19 protein-coding genes are annotated in these 17609 nt (G+C 64.8%); 4 read left to right on the forward strand and 15 right to left on the reverse strand.

All coding sequences use genetic code 11. From position 1 onward, the window contains the following. Positions 1-8 precede the first annotated feature (8 nt). Genes hutH through BVH01_RS01410 form a run of 9 tightly spaced genes read right to left on the reverse strand, consistent with a single transcriptional unit; the run spans position 9 to position 7408 of the window. Positions 9-1550 carry a histidine ammonia-lyase gene (hutH, locus tag BVH01_RS01370; protein ID WP_075928618.1) on the reverse strand — a complete coding sequence of 514 codons (1542 nt, stop codon included), beginning with the start codon at positions 1548-1550 and terminating at the stop codon, positions 9-11. Next, entirely contained in the window at positions 1531-2466 is a 936-nt protein-coding gene (locus tag BVH01_RS01375) for a glycosyl transferase (RefSeq protein WP_075928619.1), read from the reverse strand. Before BVH01_RS01375 ends, hutH begins: the two co-directional genes overlap by 20 nt. Continuing rightward, the gene (locus BVH01_RS01380) at positions 2466-3209 is read right to left on the reverse strand and encodes a glycosyltransferase family 2 protein (RefSeq protein WP_075928620.1); all 744 of its coding nucleotides are present in this window, start codon (positions 3207-3209) and stop codon (positions 2466-2468) included. Before BVH01_RS01380 ends, BVH01_RS01375 begins: the two co-directional genes overlap by 1 nt. Continuing rightward, positions 3206-4864 carry an acyl-CoA synthetase family protein gene (locus BVH01_RS01385; protein ID WP_075928621.1) on the reverse strand — a complete coding sequence of 553 codons (1659 nt, stop codon included), beginning with the start codon at positions 4862-4864 and terminating at the stop codon, positions 3206-3208. Before BVH01_RS01385 ends, BVH01_RS01380 begins: the two co-directional genes overlap by 4 nt. Next, the gene (locus BVH01_RS01390; RefSeq protein ID WP_075928622.1) at positions 4861-5406 is read right to left on the reverse strand and encodes a hypothetical protein; all 546 of its coding nucleotides are present in this window, start codon (positions 5404-5406) and stop codon (positions 4861-4863) included. Before BVH01_RS01390 ends, BVH01_RS01385 begins: the two co-directional genes overlap by 4 nt. Then, positions 5403-5660, reverse strand: coding sequence for an acyl carrier protein (locus BVH01_RS01395; RefSeq protein ID WP_075929110.1), 258 nt, complete (start codon positions 5658-5660; stop codon positions 5403-5405). Before BVH01_RS01395 ends, BVH01_RS01390 begins: the two co-directional genes overlap by 4 nt. 11 nt (positions 5661-5671) lie before the next feature. Beyond that, positions 5672-5932, reverse strand: coding sequence for a phosphopantetheine-binding protein (locus tag BVH01_RS01400; protein ID WP_075928623.1), 261 nt, complete (start codon positions 5930-5932; stop codon positions 5672-5674). Continuing rightward, positions 5913-6722 (reverse strand): 1-acyl-sn-glycerol-3-phosphate acyltransferase, encoded by an 810-nt coding sequence (locus BVH01_RS01405; RefSeq protein WP_177344590.1) that lies wholly within the window; start codon positions 6720-6722, stop codon positions 5913-5915. The genes BVH01_RS01400 and BVH01_RS01405 overlap by 20 nt, the downstream gene beginning before the upstream one ends. After that, on the reverse strand, positions 6695-7408 hold the full coding sequence (locus tag BVH01_RS01410; protein ID WP_075928624.1) for a beta-ketoacyl synthase chain length factor: 714 nt from the start codon (positions 7406-7408) through the stop codon (positions 6695-6697). Before BVH01_RS01410 ends, BVH01_RS01405 begins: the two co-directional genes overlap by 28 nt. A gap of 235 nt (positions 7409-7643) precedes the next feature. On the opposite strand from BVH01_RS01410, the gene BVH01_RS01415 reads away from it, so the two are divergent. Then, complete coding sequence (locus BVH01_RS01415; protein ID WP_075928625.1) at positions 7644-8414, forward strand: ParA family protein; 771 nt, start codon at positions 7644-7646, stop codon at positions 8412-8414. A gap of 96 nt (positions 8415-8510) precedes the next feature. Here BVH01_RS01415 and BVH01_RS01420 read toward each other — a convergent pair whose 3' ends face one another. Together BVH01_RS01420 and trxC are read right to left on the reverse strand one after the other, a co-directional pair. Then, positions 8511-9308: a universal stress protein gene (locus BVH01_RS01420; protein ID WP_075928626.1), complete on the reverse strand. Its 798-nt coding sequence runs from the start codon at positions 9306-9308 to the stop codon at positions 8511-8513. 113 nt (positions 9309-9421) lie between these two features. After that, a complete protein-coding gene (trxC, locus tag BVH01_RS01425) occupies positions 9422-9856 on the reverse strand; it encodes a thioredoxin TrxC (RefSeq protein ID WP_075928627.1) in 435 nt (144 codons plus the stop codon). A gap of 144 nt (positions 9857-10000) precedes the next feature. Here trxC and BVH01_RS01430 point away from each other — a divergent pair, with 144 nt between their 5' ends. After that, a complete protein-coding gene (locus BVH01_RS01430; protein ID WP_075928628.1) occupies positions 10001-11455 on the forward strand; it encodes a carboxylesterase in 1455 nt (484 codons plus the stop codon). 88 nt (positions 11456-11543) lie between these two features. On the opposite strand, the gene BVH01_RS01435 is transcribed toward BVH01_RS01430, so the two are convergent. Further along, positions 11544-13280, reverse strand: coding sequence for a BCCT family transporter (locus tag BVH01_RS01435; protein ID WP_075928629.1), 1737 nt, complete (start codon positions 13278-13280; stop codon positions 11544-11546). Between the two features lie 232 nt (positions 13281-13512). Further along, positions 13513-15714: an OsmC domain/YcaO domain-containing protein gene (locus BVH01_RS01440; RefSeq protein ID WP_075928630.1), complete on the reverse strand. Its 2202-nt coding sequence runs from the start codon at positions 15712-15714 to the stop codon at positions 13513-13515. Positions 15715-15893: 179 nt separating this feature from the next. Between BVH01_RS01440 and BVH01_RS01445 the strand changes: the two genes are divergently transcribed. Beyond that, the gene (locus BVH01_RS01445) at positions 15894-16139 is read left to right on the forward strand and encodes a type II toxin-antitoxin system CcdA family antitoxin (RefSeq protein ID WP_075928631.1); all 246 of its coding nucleotides are present in this window, start codon (positions 15894-15896) and stop codon (positions 16137-16139) included. After that, on the forward strand, positions 16139-16456 hold the full coding sequence (locus BVH01_RS01450) for a CcdB family protein (RefSeq protein WP_075928632.1): 318 nt from the start codon (positions 16139-16141) through the stop codon (positions 16454-16456). The genes BVH01_RS01445 and BVH01_RS01450 overlap by 1 nt, the downstream gene beginning before the upstream one ends. Positions 16457-16564: 108 nt before the next feature. On the opposite strand, the gene BVH01_RS01455 is transcribed toward BVH01_RS01450, so the two are convergent. Both BVH01_RS01455 and BVH01_RS01460 read right to left on the reverse strand, forming a co-directional pair. Beyond that, positions 16565-17023: a hypothetical protein gene (locus BVH01_RS01455; protein ID WP_075928633.1), complete on the reverse strand. Its 459-nt coding sequence runs from the start codon at positions 17021-17023 to the stop codon at positions 16565-16567. A 60-nt stretch (positions 17024-17083) separates the two neighbouring features. Beyond that, a complete protein-coding gene (locus BVH01_RS01460; RefSeq protein WP_075928634.1) occupies positions 17084-17497 on the reverse strand; it encodes a GFA family protein in 414 nt (137 codons plus the stop codon). Positions 17498-17609 lie beyond the last annotated feature (112 nt).

Consider the following 17609-nt stretch of genomic DNA (forward strand, 5'->3'; position numbering starts at 1 on the left):
GAAGCGAATTACGCATACAGGCTCCAGTGCTGTGCACGGATACGTTGCAGGCACAGGCGCAGTTCGCCTTCCAGGGCGCGATCCTCGATCAGCGGCGCGAAGTCCTCGCTCAGTTGCCCGTGCATATCGGCCAGGGCCGCGGGCAGTACGGTGGCTTCGGCGCGCTGGCGCAGCCAGACGCCCTGGTTGGCGGCGATCAGCGTGGCGGCCGCGACCTGCTCGGCCAGCTCCAGGCTGCGCAGGGCGTCGCGAGCGGCGATGGTGCCCATGCTCACCTTGTCCTGGTTGTGGCATTCGGTGGAGCGCGAGAACACGCTGGCCGGCAGGGTGTTCTTCAGGGCTTCGGCAGTCCAGGCGCTGGCGCCGATCTGCACGGCCTTGAAACCGTGGTTTATCATCGCGGTTTCCACGGGGGCGCCGGACAGGTTGCTCGGCAGGCCGTGGTTGTAGCGGGTGTCGACCAGCAGGGCGAGTTGGCGGTCGAGCAGGTCGGCGAGGTTGCCGATGAGGTTCTTCAGGCTGTCCATGGCGAAGGCGATATGCCCGCCGTAGAAGTGCCCGCCGTGCAGAACGCGTTCCTCATCGGGGTCGATGAGCGGGTTGTCGTTGGCGCTGTTCAGTTCGTTCTCGATGAACTGGCGCAGCAGCCCCAGGCTGTCGGCCAGCACGCCGAGCACGTGGGGCGCGCAGCGGATCGAGTAGCGATCCTGCAGGCGATGCAGCGGCGCGGTCGGCGCGTCGATGGCCAGGTCCTGACGGATCCACGCGGCGACCTGGTTCTGGCCAGGGTGCGGCTTGGCGGCGAACAGGCGCTCGTCGAAGTGCTCCGGGTTGCCCTGCAGGGCGATCACGTTCAGCGCGGTGATGCGCGTGGCCAGCTTGAGCAGGTAATCGGCGCGGGAATAGGCCTGGCAGGCCAGGGCGGTCATCACCGCGGTGCCGTTCATCAGCGCCAGGGCTTCCTTAGGGCGCAGCACCAGCGGCGTCCAGCCCAGTTCGGCGTGTACGTCAGCGGCGCTGCGGCGCTCGCCGCGATACATGACTTCACGCTCGCCACACAGGGTCGCGGCGATGTAGGACAGCGGCGTCAGGTCGCCGCTGGCGCCCACCGAACCTTCTTCCGGGATCAGCGGCAGCACATCGAATTCGATGAATGCCTGCAGGCGCTCGAGCAGCTCCAGGCGCACGCCGGACATGCCCTGGCACAGCGACTGCAAACGCGCGGCCAGTACCGCGCGGGTGGCCGGCGCGTCGAGCAGCTTGCCCAGGCCGCAGCCATGGAAGGTGTACAGATGGCGCGGCAAGGCCTCGACCTGATGCAGCGGCACGGCCACCACGCAGGAGTCGCCGTAGCCGGTGGTGATGCCGTAGATCATGCCTTCACGGTCTAGCAGGCTGTCGACGAAACGCGCACCGCGGGCGATGCGGTCGCGCCACGCGGGGCTCTCGTCCAGCGCGCCGCGCGCGGTGCGCTGGGCCAGGCTGACGATCTGTTCGAGACGCAGTGGCTGCGCGCCGAAGGTCACGGTTTCAGGCTGCTGTGTTGTCATGGTCGTTCCAGAACGGATAGAAGTTGAACCACTGCTGCGGGGCTTGCAGGCAGCGTCCGGCTAGGTGATCGGCATAGCGTTGCGCCCAACCCTGGATCACCGCTTCGCGCTCGCTGCGTTTCCAGCGCACGGCATCGGTGAAGGGTTGCAGCATGACCTGATAGCGGCCGTCGATCTTCAGGCAGTCGATCAGGTTGACCGGGCATTGCAGCAGCCCGGCCAGTAACCAGGGGCCTTGGGGCAGGGGCGCCGAGTGGCCGAGAAAATTCACGTCGACGGTGCGTTCACCGTGGAGCGGCACGCGGTCGCCGGCGATCGCCAGCCACTCACCGCGTTCCAGATATTCGGCCAGGCGCATCATCACTGCCGGGTCCAGCTCGCTGACCTGAATCAGCCGCAGGTTGTTGGCGCCACTTTCCTTGAGCAGGCGATTGAACTGCTCGGCATGACGGGTATGCACCAGCACGTTCATGCGCACCTGGGCGCTCAACTCGGCCAGGGCGCGGCACACTTCGAGATTGCCGAGGTGGGCGCCGACCAGCAGTTGCCCGCGGGTGCCGCTCATCTGCCCGTGCAGGCCGTGTGGGTCGATGAGGTCGACGTCGCTCAGGTGCAGGCGGCCGCTCCACACGTCGAGCTTGTCGAGCAGGCTGTCGGCAAAGGCCATGAACTGGGCGAACACCGAGCGGCGGGTCGGGCGCAGCCCAGGCCGCCCGCTCCAGCTCGCCAGGTTCTGCTGGTATTGGCCGATGGCACGCCGCGCCTTGGCGCCGAACAGAAAGAAGTAGGCGACGATCAGGTACAGCAACGGGCTCAGCGCCCGGCGGCCCAGGTAACGGGATGCCAGGGCGGTGAATTTCATCGCCGCGAAGCTGCCACGCTCGCGCTGGCCGGCCCAGTGCCTGCTCTGATCCATCAGCGCCACCGCCGGTAGAGCAGCACGGGCGCACGGCAGAGCATGCCGAAGAACAGTCTGGCGTGCATTTTCGAGATCAGCACGTTGTCCTGCCAGAGCCGGAAGTGCGAGACGCCGTCCTCAGGGTAGTGCACCCGGGTCGGCAGCCAACGCATCGGTTGCCCGCGCCAGGACAGGCGCACGAGGATCTCCGAGTCGAAATCCATGCGCTTGCCCAGTTTCGCCGAGTCGATCAGCGCCACGCTGGCGGCCAGTGGGTAGACCCGAAAGCCGCACATGGAGTCGCGAATCTCCAGCGACAGGCTGTTGATCCACACCCACACGTGGGTTAGGTAGCGGGCGTACAAGCGGCCTTTGGGGACGCTGGCGTCGTACTGCGGGTAGCCGCAGACGATGGCGTCGGGGTGGGCGCGGGATTCGTCGAGAAAGGCGTGTACCGACTGCAGATCGTGCTGGCCGTCGGCGTCCACCTGCAGGGCATGGGTGAAACCCAGGCGCTGGGCTTCACGCAGGCCGGCCATCACCGCGCCGCCCTTGCCCTGGTTATCCGCCAGGCGCAGCAGGTGGGTGTCGGCCTCGCCGGCCAGGCGGTCGATCACCGCGGCGCAACTCGGGCCGGAGGCGTCGTCGACCAGCAGGCATGGCAAGCCGGCGGCCAGTAAGCTGGCGACCACGCCGGGCAGCGGCCCTTCGTGGTTGTACACCGGGATCAGCGCACAGGGGCGGTGTTGCGCGGTAGTCATGGCGCCGCCTTGAGCAGGATGCGCCCGGACGAGCAGTTGGCTTCGCCGCTGCGGAAGGTGAAGTACAGTTTGTCGCGTTCGGCATCGAAGCGCAGGGTCAGTTGCAGGCGGTCGCCGGGGCGCACCAACTGCTGGAACTTGAGCACTTCCATGCCGCCGAACAGCGGCGGCAGTTCGGTAATCAGCTCGCGAGCCAGTTGCTGGGCCCAGTCGATCTGCACCACACCGGGCAGCACGGGAGTGCCGGGAAAGTGCCCGCTGAAGTGGGCCAGATCCAGCGGCACGTCCAGCTCCAGATGCCACTCGCCGTTTTCTTCACGGGCGCTGGCCGGCTCTACGCGGGTCGGGCGGGCGGCTGTCAGCAGCTCATTGACCTGCGCCTGGCCGAGCTTGCCCTGGCTGCTGTACGGCAGATGCGCCATCAAGCGCCAGCGGCGTGGCAGGGCGATGGCTTCGCAGTGGCCGGCCAGGTGACGGCGCAGGCCTTCGGTGAGGTGGCGGCGGCCCTGGTTGCGCAGTACGTGCAAGCCTTCGGGGGACAGGGCCACCAGAGCGCCGAGAAAGGCGCGGCCCTGCTGCAGCACGCCCAGGCGTGCCTCGCTGACCCAGTTGTGCTGGGCCAGGGCCTGTTCGAGCAGGGGCAGGGAGATACGTTTTTCTTCGAGTTTGACGATGCGGTCCAGACGCGCGCCGAGGGTGAAGCGCCCGTCAGCGTCGATCTGCACAGCGTCGGCCATCTGCTCCCAGTGCCCGAGCGGTAGATAGGGCGAACTCAGGCGCAGGGCGCCTTCTTCGTTGACGTCGAGCTGCACATCGGCGAACGGCTGCCAGTGCTCACCGCCCTGGCGCCAGGCGATGCCGCCAGTTTCCGAGCTGCCATAGATTTCCGTCGGCCACTGGCCCAGGCGCTGCTGTACCGAGGCGGCGGCCTCGGCCGGCAGTGCGCCGCCGGAAGAAAACACCTGGCGCACGCGGCTCAGCGCCGGCCAGTCCAGGTTGTCGCCCATGCGCTTGAGCAGCGCCGGGCTGGTGATCCAGGCGAAGGCCGGGTGGGGCAGGCTGGCCAGTTGCAGGTCTTCAGGGAACGGCAGTGCTTTGGGCAGAAATACCCGTCCGGCGCACAGTGGCCAAAGCACGCGGAACAACAGCCCGTAGATGTGCTGAGCGGCCACGCTGCCGATGATCAGGGCATCGCCGAGTCGCTCGCCCCACAGCGCTTCCAGCGCCTGCACTTCGTTGGCCAGTTGGCCGAGGCTCTTGTCGATCAGCTTGGGTTCGCCGCTGGAGCCGGAGGTGCACAGGGTCAGGCGACAGCGCTCGCGATCCAGCGCTCTGGCCTCGCGCGGCGTTGCGATCATCGAATCGTCGAGCTGCTCGACCCACAGGTCGACCTGGGCGCCCAGGCGCTGGCGGGTCTGCGGCTGCGCATCGGCGGGCAGCAGCACGTGGATGTCGGCTTGCCAGGCGGCGAACAGGGCGATGGCCAGCTCGGAAGCATCCTGCAGGTGCAGGGCGACGCGCTGCACCCCGGCCGCCTGCCAGTGAGCGGCCAGGCTCAGGGCGCGCAGGCAGAGCTCGGCATGGTCGAACTCGGGCGTCACCTGGCGGCTGGCATCGGGGGCCAGCAGCAGGTCTTCGAGGTTCAGCCAGCTCATGCGGTTCTCCTTACACGTTGACGTACCAACCATTCGCCGGCGAATAGCAGGCCCATCAGGAGGTAGGAAATCAGCCCGGTGTACAGCGCCCACCAGGACAGCGGTGCCCACAGGTTCAGCGCCACCACCAGCAAGCCGTTGGTGAGCATGAACGCGGCCCAGACTTCGGTGACGCGGCGGGTATAGCGCACCGCCACCGGTGGCAGCTCGGGTTCGCGCAGGCGGGCCAGGCGCTCGGCCATCGGCATGCCGATCTTCAGGCTGCTGGCGAACAGCAGGCCGAGCAGCACGCTGACCAGCACCGGATACCAGCGCAGCAGTGCCGGCTCATCGGCCAGCACCAGCAACAGGCAGAACACCAGCACCGCACCGGTCATGCGCCGGCTGTTGCGGTCACCCGGGTTGCTGAGCAACCGCGCCAGCCACAGGCCGCCGAGCAGGGCGGCGAAGAGCGTTGGCGACAGGTGGCCGGCGCCGAAATACACGGCGAACGGGTAGGCCACGCTGACCAGCGCGACCAGCAGGCCGAGCAGACGGCTCATAGCGGTTGCGCGTTGACCATCTGATACACCGCCTCGACCACGTCGCCGACGGTGCGCACCGATTTGAACGCTTCGGCGGCAATCTTCTTGCCGGTCTGGCGCTTGATGTGATCGATCAGGTCGACGGCGTCGATGCTGTCGATTTCCAGGTCTTCGTACAGGTTGGCGTCCAGGCTGATGCGCTCGGGGCTCAGTTCGAACAGCTCCACCAGGGCGTCGCGCAAGGTGTCGAAGATTTCCTCACGGGTTTGCATGCTCATCGTCCTCAGGCTGCCTGGCGGCTGGCAACGAAGGCTGCCAGGCTGGCCACGTTGGCGAAATGGGTGCGGGTGTCCTTGGCTTCGGCGTCGATCTTGATGCCGAAACGCTTCTGGATGGCCAGGCCGAGCTCCAGGGCATCGACCGAGTCCAGGCCCAGGCCTTCACCGAACAGGGTCATGTCGTCGTCGATGTCCTGCGCGGTGACGTCCTCGAGGCCGAGGGAGTCGATGATCAGGTTTTTGATCTCAAGCTGTAGAGCGCTCATCTTTGGCGAGCTCCTGTATGAAATGCTGATGCAGATGATCGTTGAGTTTGCGCGACGCGACCGGCGCCGCGCCCATGGCGACGAAGTGCGCCGGGTCGATGTCTTCGCCGACGCGCAGGCGGATGTGGAAGCGCCGCGCGGGAATGCGGTACCAGGGCTCGGCCTTGGTCAGAGTGGTGGGCGATACGCTGATCACCACCGGAGTGATGATTCGCGCGCCGCGCAGGGCGATGGCCGCGGCGCCACGGTGAAACTCCGGTGCATGGCCGGGCGTGGTGCGCGTGCCTTCCGGGAAGATCACCAGGGTCTGGCCCTGCTGCAGTGCGCCGGCGGCTTCGTCGAGCATGTCCATGCTGCCGCTGTTGCTGATGTAGCCGGCCGAACGGATCGGCCCGCGCATGCAGGGGTTGTCCCACAGGCTTTGCTTGACCACGCAGTTGGTGTCGCGGGTGAAGGCGATGGTCACCACCACATCGATCAGCGAAGGATGGTTGGCGATGATCATCTGCCCCGGGCGGCCCAGGCGCTCGGCACCCTCGACCTCATAGGTGAGCACGCCGCTGCGGTACATGAATTCGACGAAGGTGCGAAAGGTCAGGCTGACCACGCGCCGTGCGCGGCGCTGGTGGGCGGCGGCATCGCCAGGCAGCAGGGACAATACCGGGAACACCAGAATGCGCAGCAGCACGCCGCCGATGCCGAACAGCGTGAAGCTGGCCGCCGTGGCGATCAGCCGCCACCAGTAGGGCGGGCTGTAGGGTTTCACAGGCTTTTGCGTGACCAGGTCCATTGGCGCTCTTTCCAGGTGTGTTGGAGGGCTGCGCTGTGCAGGCACAGGCCCTGGATCAGGCTCAGCGGGTGCGGCCAGGCGCTGCGCGAGCCTGGCGCGTTGTTCAGCTCCAAACTCCAGTCGTCACCGGGCTTGAGCAGCAGAGCCAGCGCATAGGGGAACGGCACGTCATCGATGAACGGCGCGTAGGGCTCTGGCTGGGCTTCCTCGCCGATCACCAGCAGCACGGCCGGCGCACCCTCGTCCAGAAAGCTCAGGGCCTCGAGCATGGCCATTTCCAGGCCGTCGCCTTCGCCGGCCAGAGCGGTCATCTCGCTAGTGTCGCCACGCATGATCGACCATTGGCCGATAATCGCGTTGTGCACGGAAAGGCTGAACTGTGTCGGCGACAGCGGTTCTTTAACTGCAAGGTCCTTTAGGATCGCCAGGTTGCGCGGCGTTTCGCCATGCCGCGAAACGAACACGAGGGGCAGCGCCGAGTGGCCTTCGGCCAATGGCCAGGCAACCTGGAACACCATGCGTGCCAGGCGGCTCAGACGGCGGCGTTGCAGGGCAGGCAGAAAGCCGACGTCGGGCTGCTGTCCGCCATCGGGCAGGCGTTCGGGCGCCTTGCTCCAGGCGAGCCAGTCATCCGTACTGTCCAGGCCGGGAGCCCAGGCACGCCATTGATCTATCCTGAAATGCATTTCTAGATGAAACTCTGCTTGGCCCGCCGGGCATTTCCTTGTCTGTACGACTGTCCTGTGCGACAAGAGCCTTGTCGATGGGGGAGCGATGCTGCGCGGGCATTATCCGGGGGATGGCAAGACCCCGCAAACATTAAGTAGCGATTTTCTGATGGATGACGCGTTTCGCTTGTCACGTATGACTGTCACGAGGTTTTGCCTAGTATCAATGTACTAGTGGAGAAGGGAGATTCGAATGAGGCGCGTGGTATTCAACCAGAAAGGTGGCGTGGGCAAATCCAGCATTGCCTGCAATCTGGCCGCGGTCAGTGCGTCGCAAGGGTACCGAACGCTGCTGGTCGATCTCGATGCCCAGGCCAATTCATCCCATTACCTGACCGGGCTGACGGGCGACGACATTCCCATGGGCATCGCCGATTTCTTCAAGCAGACGCTCTCCAGCGGGCCGTTCGCCAAGAAGGGCAAGGTGGATATCTACGAGACGCCCTTTGAGAACCTGCACGTGATCACCGCCACGCCCGAGCTGGCCGAGCTGCAACCCAAGCTCGAGCAGAAACACAAGATCAACAAGCTACGCAAACTGCTCGAGGAATTGTCCGAGGACTATGAGCAGATCTACCTGGATACGCCGCCTGCGCTGAATTTCTATACGGTATCTGCATTGATCGCAGCTGATCGCGTACTGATTCCCTTCGATTGCGACACCTTTTCGCGCAATGCCCTGTACGGTCTGCTGCGCGAGATCGACGAGTTGAAGGAAGACCACAACGAAGCGCTGCAGGTCGAGGGCATCGTGGTCAATCAGTTCCAGCCCCGCGCCTCGCTGCCGCAGCAACTGCTCGACGAGCTGGTGGCCGAAGGCCTGCCGGTGCTGCCGGTGAACCTGATGAGTTCGGTGAAGATGCGCGAATCCCACCAGGCCTGCATGCCGCTGATCTACCTCGACCCGCGCCACAAGCTGACCCAACAGTACGTCGAGTTGCACGACCTGCTGCAGCGCAGCTGATCCAAGCATCCCTGGGTATCGCTGCGCTCAACCGCAGGCTAGGGCCTTATCCCTTCCGTAGCCCGGTGTTGAGCGCAGCGATACCCGGGTTCGTGACTAGCGCACCACGAACACGTCGCACGGCGCCTTGTGCAGGAAGTGCTGGGCCAGGCTGCCGAGTAGCGCCTGGCTCAGCGCGCCGCGACCATGGCTGCCGAGTACCAGCAGGTCGCTGCAGCGGGCCCTGAGCTGCTCCTGCAGGCAGCGCAGGATGCCGCCCTGATGCACGGCGTGGCTGATCGTCGGGCCGGCCGCCGGCAGTTTCTGCGCTTCGTCCGTCAACAGTTGGTCGATCAGTGCCTGCTGAATCTGCAACTGGTTGTCGACCTGCTCGCGGCTGCCCTTGTCCGGCTCGAACACGTGAACGGCGTGCAGCTCGGCGCTTTGCGGGAGTAGCTCGTGGGCGCCGGCCAGGGCGCTGCAGGCGCACAGCGAGAAGTCTATGGCCGCCACCGCCTGCCGATAGGGGCCTGAACTCGGGTGGGCGACCAGTAACAGTGGCACTGGGCAGTTGCGGGCAATGCGATCCAGGCTGGTGCCGGAAAAGAACTCGTGGCGTTCCAGATGCCCGCCCAGCACCAGCAGGTCGTAGTCGTTTTCCTGCAAATGCTGCAGCACCACTTCCGAAGGCTTGCCACTGCGCAGGTGCAGGGCGCTGCCCGGTGGCGCGTATTGGCTGATGCTGGCGTCCAGCACCTGTCGCGACTGGTCGTGGGCCTGCTCGCTCGCGGCGGGGTCAAGTACGTGCAACACGCTCAGACGCGCGCCGTGCTGCTGCGCCAGTTGCGCCGCCCGGCGCAACGCCAGGTCGGCCGTGCCCCGCAGGTCATGGGCGATCAGAATGTGCTTGAGCATGGCGCCTCCTGCCGTGTTGTTACCGGGCTTTACGCCACGATGATCCTTCCTTGGATTAGTCGGCTTTTTGACCGGTGGCAAGGTCAGGTGTCAGCCGGCTCGCTGCGGCTCACTCAAACGCCCTGGGCGTTCAGCCAGGCGAGCAGTTGCGGCAGGGGCAGGGCGCCGCTTTGCCTGGCGACTTCCCGGCCGTCGCGAAACAGGATCAGGCTGGGAATCGAGCGGATGCCCAGCTGCGCAGACAACTGCGGATTGGCTTCGCTGTCCAGCTTGCCCAGGCGGCAGCGGGTACGCAGTTCGCCAGCCGCCTGCGTGAAGGTCGGCGCGAAGCTGCGGCACGGGCCGCACCAAGCGGCCCAGACATCGACCAGCAGCGGCAGGTCGCCCTTGAGTTGGCTGGCGAAGTTGCCCTGGTCGAGTTCGAACGGTGCGCCCGGCAGTACCTCGGTTTTGCAGCGGCCGCAGCGCGGTGCTTCGCCCAGGCGCGCCACGGGAATGCGGTTGAGGCTGCTGCAACTGGGGCAGGGGATGATCGCTGAGTCACTCATGACGGGCTCCGAACGCAAGGATGTCGGCCCGAAGCCTATGGGCTATGGCGCGCCATCGCAAGGTACGCACAATGGCGGACGGTGCCAGCGTTTTTGCCGGGCGGGGGTTATGATGAGTCGTTTGCGGCGGCCCGGGAGGCGAGCATGAAGGCGGTGAAAAGAGGGCTGCGCCTGGGCGGCCTGGTGGTGGCGGTGATCGCGCTGACGTTCTTCGGTCTGCGTATCTACGACGCCCACAACAAACCGGATCTAGGCGCCTGGCACACCTTCGTGCCGCGGGAGCTGAGCGCCGATGAGCTCGATGCCGCCAGCTGGCAGGATTATCTACTCGCCGAACAGGCCCTGTTCGCAGCGCTGCCCGGCAATGTCTACCAGCGCCTGGACGATGCCGAGCGAGTGCCGGACAACCGCTATTTCGCCGACAGCCCGCTCAACGCCTCGCGTTTCGAGTGGGACTGGAACCGTTCCTACGTGCTCGAGCCCGAGGGTAAGCCCAAAGGTGCTGCGGTGATGTTGCACGGGCTGACCGACTCGCCCTACAGCCTGCGGCACATCGCCCGGCTGTATCGCGATGCCGGTTTCGTGGTGGTCGGGCTGCGCCTGCCCGGACATGGCACCACGCCCGGGGCGCTGACCCGTGTGACCTGGCAGGACTGGCTCGCTGCGACCCGCCTGGCAGTACGCGAAGCGGCGCGACTGACCGCGCCGGGCGACGAGTTGCAACTGGTCGGCTATTCGGCCGGAGGCGGCCTGGCGCTCAAGTACGCTCTCGATGCCCTGGGCAATGAGGAGCTGGCCCGCCCGACACGCCTGACGCTGATTTCGCCGATGATCGGTGTGGCCGGCTACGCCCGTTTCGCCGGGCTGGCCGGCTTGCCGGCGGTGTTCCCGGCATTCGCCAAGGCGGCCTGGCTGGATGTGCTGCCCGAGTACAACCCATTCAAATACAACTCCTTCGCCCTCAATGCGGCGCGGCAGTCGTACCTGTTCACCTCCGCGCTGCAGGAACAGATCGCCGTGCTCGCCGGGCGCAATGCCCTGAGCGAGCTGGCGCCGGTGCTCACTTTCCAGTCGCTGGTCGATTACACCGTGAGCACCCCGGCCGTGGTCGATTCTCTGTATGCACAGCTGCCAGCCAATGGCAGCGAGCTGGTGCTGTTCGACCTCAACCGTTTCGTCGATTTCGGGCCGCTGCTGGGCGCCCATGCCAAGTCGCCAGAGGACCTGCTGCCGGCTGCGCCGCGGCGCTATCGCACCACGCTGATCGGCAATGTGTCACCCGACACCCTGGATGCTGCCGCGCGGACCCTCGAGGCTGGCGCCACCGAGGAGCAGCTCAGGCCCATCGGCCTGGCCTTCCCGCGTGAGGTGTTCTCGCTGTCCCACGTCGCCCTGCCATTTCCGCTGAGCGATTCGCTGTATGGGCTGCAGCCTGACGAGCCGGAGGATTACGGCGTGCACCTCGGCGCGCTGTCGGTGCGTGGCGAGCGCGGTGTGCTGCTGGTGAGCATGGAGGCGCTGCAGCGGGTGACCTCGAACCCGTTCTATCCCTACATGATCGAGCGGCTGCGCGAGCATGGGGGATTGCGGGCGTATTAGCTGATTTATGGAGAAATGCGCTCCCGCAATTACAGCGTTAACCTCGTCTCCCGCATTCAGCCATTTATCTGTGCCCTAGAGCGGGGTATCAGACGTTCGGCTGCTCCTCGGCCGCATCGCCCTTGTCCTTCTTCTCCTTGACCACGAAATAGAACTCTTCGCCGTGCTTCACCGCGCCGTAGAGCACGGCCTTTTCGATCAGCTCGCTGCCGCGCAGGTCGCGCAGCATCATCGGGTCCTTGCGCAGGTCGCGGTACAGGGCGATGCAGAGCAGGGCCATCACCACCACGAAGGGCAGCGCCACCACGATGGTCAGGTTCTGCAGGCCGGTGAGGGCCGCGCCCGGATCGCTCGGGTCGCCGATGGCCAGCATGATCGCGGCCACCGCGCCGGTCAGCGCACCCCAGAAGATCATGGTGCCGCGCGAGGGCTCGGTGGTGCCGTGTTCGGACAGCGTGCCCATCACCAGCGACGCCGCGTCGGCGCCGGAGACGAAGAAGATGCCCACCAGGATCATCACCAGCACCGAGCTGATGGAGATGAACGGGTAGCTTTCCAGCAGCTCGTACAGGGCGATGTTGCTGTCTACCGCGCCGTTGGTCAGGGTGAACACGCCTTCGCGCAGCGCGTCGATGCCGGCGCCGCCGAAGATCACGAACCACACCAGGCTGACCAGGCTCGGCACCAGCAGCACGCCGGTTACGAACTGGCGAATGGTGCGGCCGCGGCTGATGCGGGCGATGAACATGCCCACGAACGGCGTCCAGGAAATCCACCAGGCCCAGTAGAACACGGTCCAGCTGGACAGCCAGCTGTCCATGCTGTCGCCGCCGCTGGCGTTGGTGCGCGCCATCATTTCCGGAAGCATGTTGATGTAGTCGCCCAGGGAGGTCGGCAGCAGGTTGAGCATCAGCAGGGTCGGGCCGGCGACGAACACGAAAGCGGCCAGCAGCAGGGCCAGCACCATGTTGGTGTTGGACAGCCACTGGATGCCCTTGTCGATGCCCGACACCGCCGAAGCCACGAAGGCGACGGTCAGCAGGGTGATCAGGCCGATGTAGAACAGCTTGCCGGGTTCCTCGACCCAGCCGTTGTACTCCAGCCCACCGGCGATCTGCAGGGCACCGAGGCCCAGCGAAGCGGCCGAACCGAACAGCGTGGCGAAGATCGCCATCATGTCGATGGCGCGGCCGATCGGGCCGTTGGCGTGCTCGCCCATCAGCGGCCTAAAGGCTGCGGAGATCAACTGCGAGCGGCCGCGGCGAAAGGTGCCGTAGGCGATCGCCAGGCCGACGATGGCGTACATCGCCCAGGGATGCAGGCTCCAGTGGAACAGCGTGGTCGCCATGGCCACCTGCATGGCGGCGTTGGTCTGCGCCTCGGCGGTGCCCGGCGGCGGGCTGACGTAATGGGACAGCGGCTCGGCCACGCCAAAGAACATCAGGCCGATGCCCATGCCGGCGCTGAACATCATGGCGATCCACGAAGTGGTGCGAAATTCCGGCTCTTCGCCGTCTTTGCCGAGGGGAATCTTGCCGTAGCGACTGGCCGCCAGCCACAGCACGAAGACCACGAAGATGGTCGAGGTGAGCACGAAGAACCAGCCGAAATTGACGATGACCCAGCTCTGCGCCGTGGCGGCGCTCTTCGCCAGGCTGGCCTGGTTGAGAAAGCCCCAGGCCACGAAGGCCAGGGCCAGCAGGCTGGTAAAACCGAACACGATCCAGTCCAGCTTGCCTTCCAGGTAACGGTCTCGCCTGGCTTCCTCCGTCTGTGACGGGTCGGTGATACCAAGCTCCGGTGTTTCATTGCCTTGGGTTGCCATGGCTGCTGAGTGCCCTCTATGGGTTCTTGTTGGTCTCGTCACGCAAGTTGAGGCATGCCCTGGCCTGTCGCGCTTGCACGGTGCGCGCGAGTTCGCGTGGACGATGATGCGTACCCACCACTCGCCGCCCCTGTCTGTTAACGCCCCGCGCCGTTCTTGTAACGACCTTTTGCTGTCGCAAAAACGAAGAAAGCACCCGAAGGTGCTTTCCTGTTGACGCTCGAGGCTGCGCTTATCCGCTGGCCAGGCCGGCCGCCCTGGCGCGCGCCGCGTGCAGCTTCTTGTAGCTGTCGATCAGGCGCTGGTGCTTGTCCAGGCCCTCCAGTTTCATGCTGGTGGGCGTCAGGCCGAAGAAACGCACGCTGCCGTTCACCGAGCCGATCGCGGCATCGATGCGCTCGCTGCCGAACATGCGCCGGAAGTTGTGCTCGAAGTTGGCCAGTTCCAGCTCGTCGTCCAGTTGCACTTCCAGTACGGCATTGACCGCCTGGTAGAACAGGCCGCGCTCGACGGTGTTGTCGTTGTACTGCAGGAAGGCCTCGACCAGCTCCTTGGCGTCGTCGTACTTGCTCAGCGCCAGGTTGATCAACAGCTTCAGCTCGAGAATGGTCAACTGGCCCCACACCGTGTTGTCGTCGAATTCGACGCCGATCAACGTGGTGATGTCGGTGTAGTCGTCGACCTCGGTGTTGTTCAGGTTACGCAGCAGCGACTTCAGTTCGCGGTCGCTCAGGGCGTGCAGATTGAGGATGTCCTTGCGGAACAGCAGGGCCTTGTTGGTGTTGTCCCAGACCAGGTCCTCGACCGGGTAGATCTCCGAGTAGCCCGGCACCAGGATGCGGCAGGCGTTGGCGCCGAGCTCATCGAAGGTGGCCACGTAGACTTCCTTGCCCATGTCTTCGAGGATGCCGAACAGGGTCGCGGTCTCCTGTTCATTGGAATCAGCACCCTCGCCGGAGAAATCCCACTCGACGAATTCGAAGTCCGGCGTGGCGCCGAAGAAGCGCCAGGAGACCACGCCGCTGGAATCGATGAAATGTTCGACGAAGTTGTTCGGCTCGGTCAGCGCCAGGCTGTCGAAGGTCGGTTGCGGCAGGTCGTTGAGGCCCTCGAAGCTGCGGCCCTGGAGCAGTTCGGTGAGGCTGCGCTCCAGCGCCACTTCCAGGCTCGGATGGGCGCCGAAGGAAGCGAACACGCCGCCGGTGCGCGGGTTCATCAGGGTCACGCACATCACCGGAAATTCACCGCCGAGGGAGGCATCCTTGACCAGCACCGGGAAGCCTTGCTCCTCCAAGCCCTGAATGCCAGCAACGATGCTCGGGTACTTGGCCAGCACGTCCTGCGGCACGTCCGGCAGGCACAGCTCGCCTTCGAGAATCTCGCGTTTCACCGCCCGCTCGAAAATCTCCGACAGGCACTGCACCTGGGCTTCGGCCAGGGTATTGCCAGCGCTCATGCCGTTGGAAAGGTACAGGTTCTCGATCAGGTTGGACGGGAAATACACCGTCTCGCCATCGCGCTGGCGCACGAAGGGCAGCGAGCAGATGCCGCGCAGGGTGTTGCCCGAGTTGGTGTCGTACAGGTGCGAGCCGCGCAGCTCGCCATCCGGGTTGTAGATCGCCAGGCAATGTGCGTCGAGGATCTCTTCGGGCAGCGCGTCTTTCGGGCCCGGCTTGAACCAGCGCTCGTTGGGGTAGTGGACGAACTCGGCGGCGGCGATGTCCTCGCCCCAGAACTGGTCGTTGTAGAAGAAGTTGCAGTTCAGTCGCTCGATGAACTCGCCCAGCGCCGAGGCCAGGGCGCTTTCCTTGGTTGCCCCCTTGCCGTTGGTGAAGCACAGGTTCGACTGTGCGTCGCGAATGTGCAGGGACCAGACGTTGGGCACGATATTGCGCCAGGAGGCGATCTCGATCTTCATGCCCAGGTCCGCGAGCAGGCCCGACATATTGGCGATGGTCTGCTCCAGCGGCAGATCCTTGCCCGGGATATGGGTGGTGGTATCGGTCACCGGCATCAGCAGCGCCTGGGCATCGGCGTCGAGGTTTTCCACTTCCTCGATGATGAACTCGGGGCCTTGCTGCACCACCTTTTTCACGGTGCAGCGGTCGATGGAGCGCAGAATCCCCAGGCGATCCTTCTCGGAAATGTCCGCCGGCAGCTCGACCTGGATCTTGAAGATCTGTGCGTAGCGGTTTTCCGGGTCGACGATGTTGTTCTGTGACAGGCGGATGTTCTCGGTGGGGATGTCCCGCGTCTGGCAGTACAGCTTGACGAAGTACGCCGCGCACAGCGCCGAGGAGGCCAGGAAATAGTCGAACGGCCCCGGCGCCGAGCCGTCGCCCTTGTAGCGGATCGGCTGATCAGCGATCACCGTGAAGTCATCGAACTTGGCTTCGAGGCGAAGGTTGTCGAGAAAGTTGACCTTGATTTCCATGGGGCGGCACCGGCAAGCAAAACGAATGGCCGGCATTATCCGGGTTTTGGCCAGGAAGTCTCGTGCGGGGCCTGGATGGCGGCTGAGTGGTGGCCGCTTGGCCGAATGCCTTGAAAAGCCGCTTTACCGAGAATGCTTGTGCGCATAGATTGTGCGCATTGCCCGGCAAGGAAATTTTCATGCTGCCTTCATACGATCTCAATGCCCCGAAACGAGCGGCCAACCTTCGCATCAATGAAGATCTGCTCAACAAAGCCAAGTCCCTCGATATCAACCTCTCTGCCACGCTGGAGAAAGCATTGGCCCAGGCGCTGAAGGAAAAGCAACGTGAGCAATGGTTGGCAGAGAACCGTCAGGCCATCGCTGCTTACAATGAGCATGTAGAGGCCAATGGCGTGTTCAGCGACGAATTGCGGAGCTTCTGATGGCGCAGTTTGCCGTGCACGAGAACATCAATGCTGCCACCAGGGCTGCCGTGCCCCTGCTGCTCGATGTACAGAGCAACCTGCTCGCCGAACTCGGCACGCGGGTCGTGGTGCCGCTCTACGCGGCGAGCACCCTGCAGGGAAAAATGCTGAAAACTCTTACGCCTGTTTTCGAGGTCGATGGTGAGGCTTACGTAATGATGACGCCGCAAATGGCCGGTATTGCCAACAAACAGCTGGGGCCCATGGTGGCGGATTTAACTGCGCGGCGTGACGAAATCATTGCGGCGCTCGATCTGCTCATCACTGGCATCTGAGCGAAGTGCGCGATGTAGAAGCCGTGTGGGCTGAGGCCTCGATCCGCGTGACCAGGTGGTTCACGGTGAACCACGGATTACGCCACCGGCCAATCCATCGGCTGATCGTCAGCCCTGCTTGAGTACCGCCGGCTCGGCCAACGGTGCCTGCCATAGCTGCACAAGGTAGTGATCCTCTCCGTCGAGCCCGTCTTCGGAAAGCGTATCGGCGCCGGAAATGGACAGCCGCACCCGGTAAATGCCCGGAGCCAGGGCGAAGCGCGCCGCGTCCGGGAAATAATCCGTACAGCCAGCGACCACCAGGGTGCCGCTGCGTGCGTCGAGCGATCCCTCGACGACATGATCGAAGCCGGCAGTATCCGAGGCCGGCGGCTCCTCCAGCATTTCAAGCGTCACGCCAACCTGCATATTGCGTAGCGTTCCGAAACCCACGACGCCATCGGCCACGGCCAGCATCCGTTCGACGGCTTCGGAGCTCCAGGCTTGGGACAGGTCGCCAGAGGCCGTTTCGTCCTGCAGATAGAACTGGTGATAGTCGGCGAACAGGGTGAGTTGATGGCAGTGCATGGCATTGACCTGCTGGGCGATGGATGAAACAGCTGGGTGGACAGGTGTTCGGGCGCGGACTCAGCGCTGGCGATCGTTGCGCGGCGCCTTCTCCAGCGCTGACAGGTCCTGCACCCAGGGCAGCGCCGCTTCGCACCACTTCTGCCAGGTCGGCCGCAATTGCTGCGACTCGGCCAGCACACCGACACGCAGGCCGTAGGCCGTCGGGTTATCGGCGTCATAGGTGAACAGCTGCGAACCACAGTCGCCGCAAAACGCCTGTGCCCGCCGCGAACCGCTCTCCGCCACCTTCACATACACCTTGGGCGTGCCCCGCAGCAGCGAAAACGTACCGGGCAGCGCCGGCGTTGACACCCGAAACGCCGTGCCGGTGAGCTTCTGGCAATCATGGCAATGGCACACGCTGGTGAGTTGCGGGTCCGTTTCCGCGACGAAGGCAATGGCGTCGCAGTGGCAGCTACCGTGGACGTTCATGATTGTCACCTGTGGGCGGATGCGAGAGGTCAATTCTGCTGTTTACCGGGCGAGCATGGAAAGGGCATGCCGATGTTGCGTGTGCCTTAACCCTATTCACACTCACACCGTA

This window comes from Pseudomonas sp. PA1(2017) (assembly GCF_001945375.1).
GTDB lineage: Bacteria > Pseudomonadota > Gammaproteobacteria > Pseudomonadales > Pseudomonadaceae > Aquipseudomonas.

What these genes read in the sequence shown, in the direction of transcription:
- hutH (WP_075928618.1), bottom strand. Translation starts at nt 1,550, where the DNA reads ATGACAACACAGCAGCCTGAAACCGTGACCTTCGGCGCGCAGCCACTG.
- BVH01_RS01375 (WP_075928619.1), bottom strand. Translation starts at nt 2,466, where the DNA reads ATGGATCAGAGCAGGCACTGGGCCGGCCAGCGCGAGCGTGGCAGCTTC.
- BVH01_RS01380 (WP_075928620.1), bottom strand. Translation starts at nt 3,209, where the DNA reads ATGACTACCGCGCAACACCGCCCCTGTGCGCTGATCCCGGTGTACAAC.
- BVH01_RS01385 (WP_075928621.1), bottom strand. Translation starts at nt 4,864, where the DNA reads ATGAGCTGGCTGAACCTCGAAGACCTGCTGCTGGCCCCCGATGCCAGC.
- BVH01_RS01390 (WP_075928622.1), bottom strand. Translation starts at nt 5,406, where the DNA reads ATGAGCCGTCTGCTCGGCCTGCTGGTCGCGCTGGTCAGCGTGGCCTAC.
- BVH01_RS01395 (WP_075929110.1), bottom strand. Translation starts at nt 5,660, where the DNA reads ATGCAAACCCGTGAGGAAATCTTCGACACCTTGCGCGACGCCCTGGTG.
- BVH01_RS01400 (WP_075928623.1), bottom strand. Translation starts at nt 5,932, where the DNA reads ATGAGCGCTCTACAGCTTGAGATCAAAAACCTGATCATCGACTCCCTC.
- BVH01_RS01405 (WP_177344590.1), bottom strand. Translation starts at nt 6,722, where the DNA reads ATGGACCTGGTCACGCAAAAGCCTGTGAAACCCTACAGCCCGCCCTAC.
- BVH01_RS01410 (WP_075928624.1), bottom strand. Translation starts at nt 7,408, where the DNA reads ATGCATTTCAGGATAGATCAATGGCGTGCCTGGGCTCCCGGCCTGGAC.
- BVH01_RS01415 (WP_075928625.1), top strand. Translation starts at nt 7,644, where the DNA reads ATGAGGCGCGTGGTATTCAACCAGAAAGGTGGCGTGGGCAAATCCAGC.
- BVH01_RS01420 (WP_075928626.1), bottom strand. Translation starts at nt 9,308, where the DNA reads ATGCTCAAGCACATTCTGATCGCCCATGACCTGCGGGGCACGGCCGAC.
- trxC (WP_075928627.1), bottom strand. Translation starts at nt 9,856, where the DNA reads ATGAGTGACTCAGCGATCATCCCCTGCCCCAGTTGCAGCAGCCTCAAC.
- BVH01_RS01430 (WP_075928628.1), top strand. Translation starts at nt 10,001, where the DNA reads ATGAAGGCGGTGAAAAGAGGGCTGCGCCTGGGCGGCCTGGTGGTGGCG.
- BVH01_RS01435 (WP_075928629.1), bottom strand. Translation starts at nt 13,280, where the DNA reads ATGGCAACCCAAGGCAATGAAACACCGGAGCTTGGTATCACCGACCCG.
- BVH01_RS01440 (WP_075928630.1), bottom strand. Translation starts at nt 15,714, where the DNA reads ATGGAAATCAAGGTCAACTTTCTCGACAACCTTCGCCTCGAAGCCAAG.
- BVH01_RS01445 (WP_075928631.1), top strand. Translation starts at nt 15,894, where the DNA reads ATGCTGCCTTCATACGATCTCAATGCCCCGAAACGAGCGGCCAACCTT.
- BVH01_RS01450 (WP_075928632.1), top strand. Translation starts at nt 16,139, where the DNA reads ATGGCGCAGTTTGCCGTGCACGAGAACATCAATGCTGCCACCAGGGCT.
- BVH01_RS01455 (WP_075928633.1), bottom strand. Translation starts at nt 17,023, where the DNA reads ATGCACTGCCATCAACTCACCCTGTTCGCCGACTATCACCAGTTCTAT.
- BVH01_RS01460 (WP_075928634.1), bottom strand. Translation starts at nt 17,497, where the DNA reads ATGAACGTCCACGGTAGCTGCCACTGCGACGCCATTGCCTTCGTCGCG.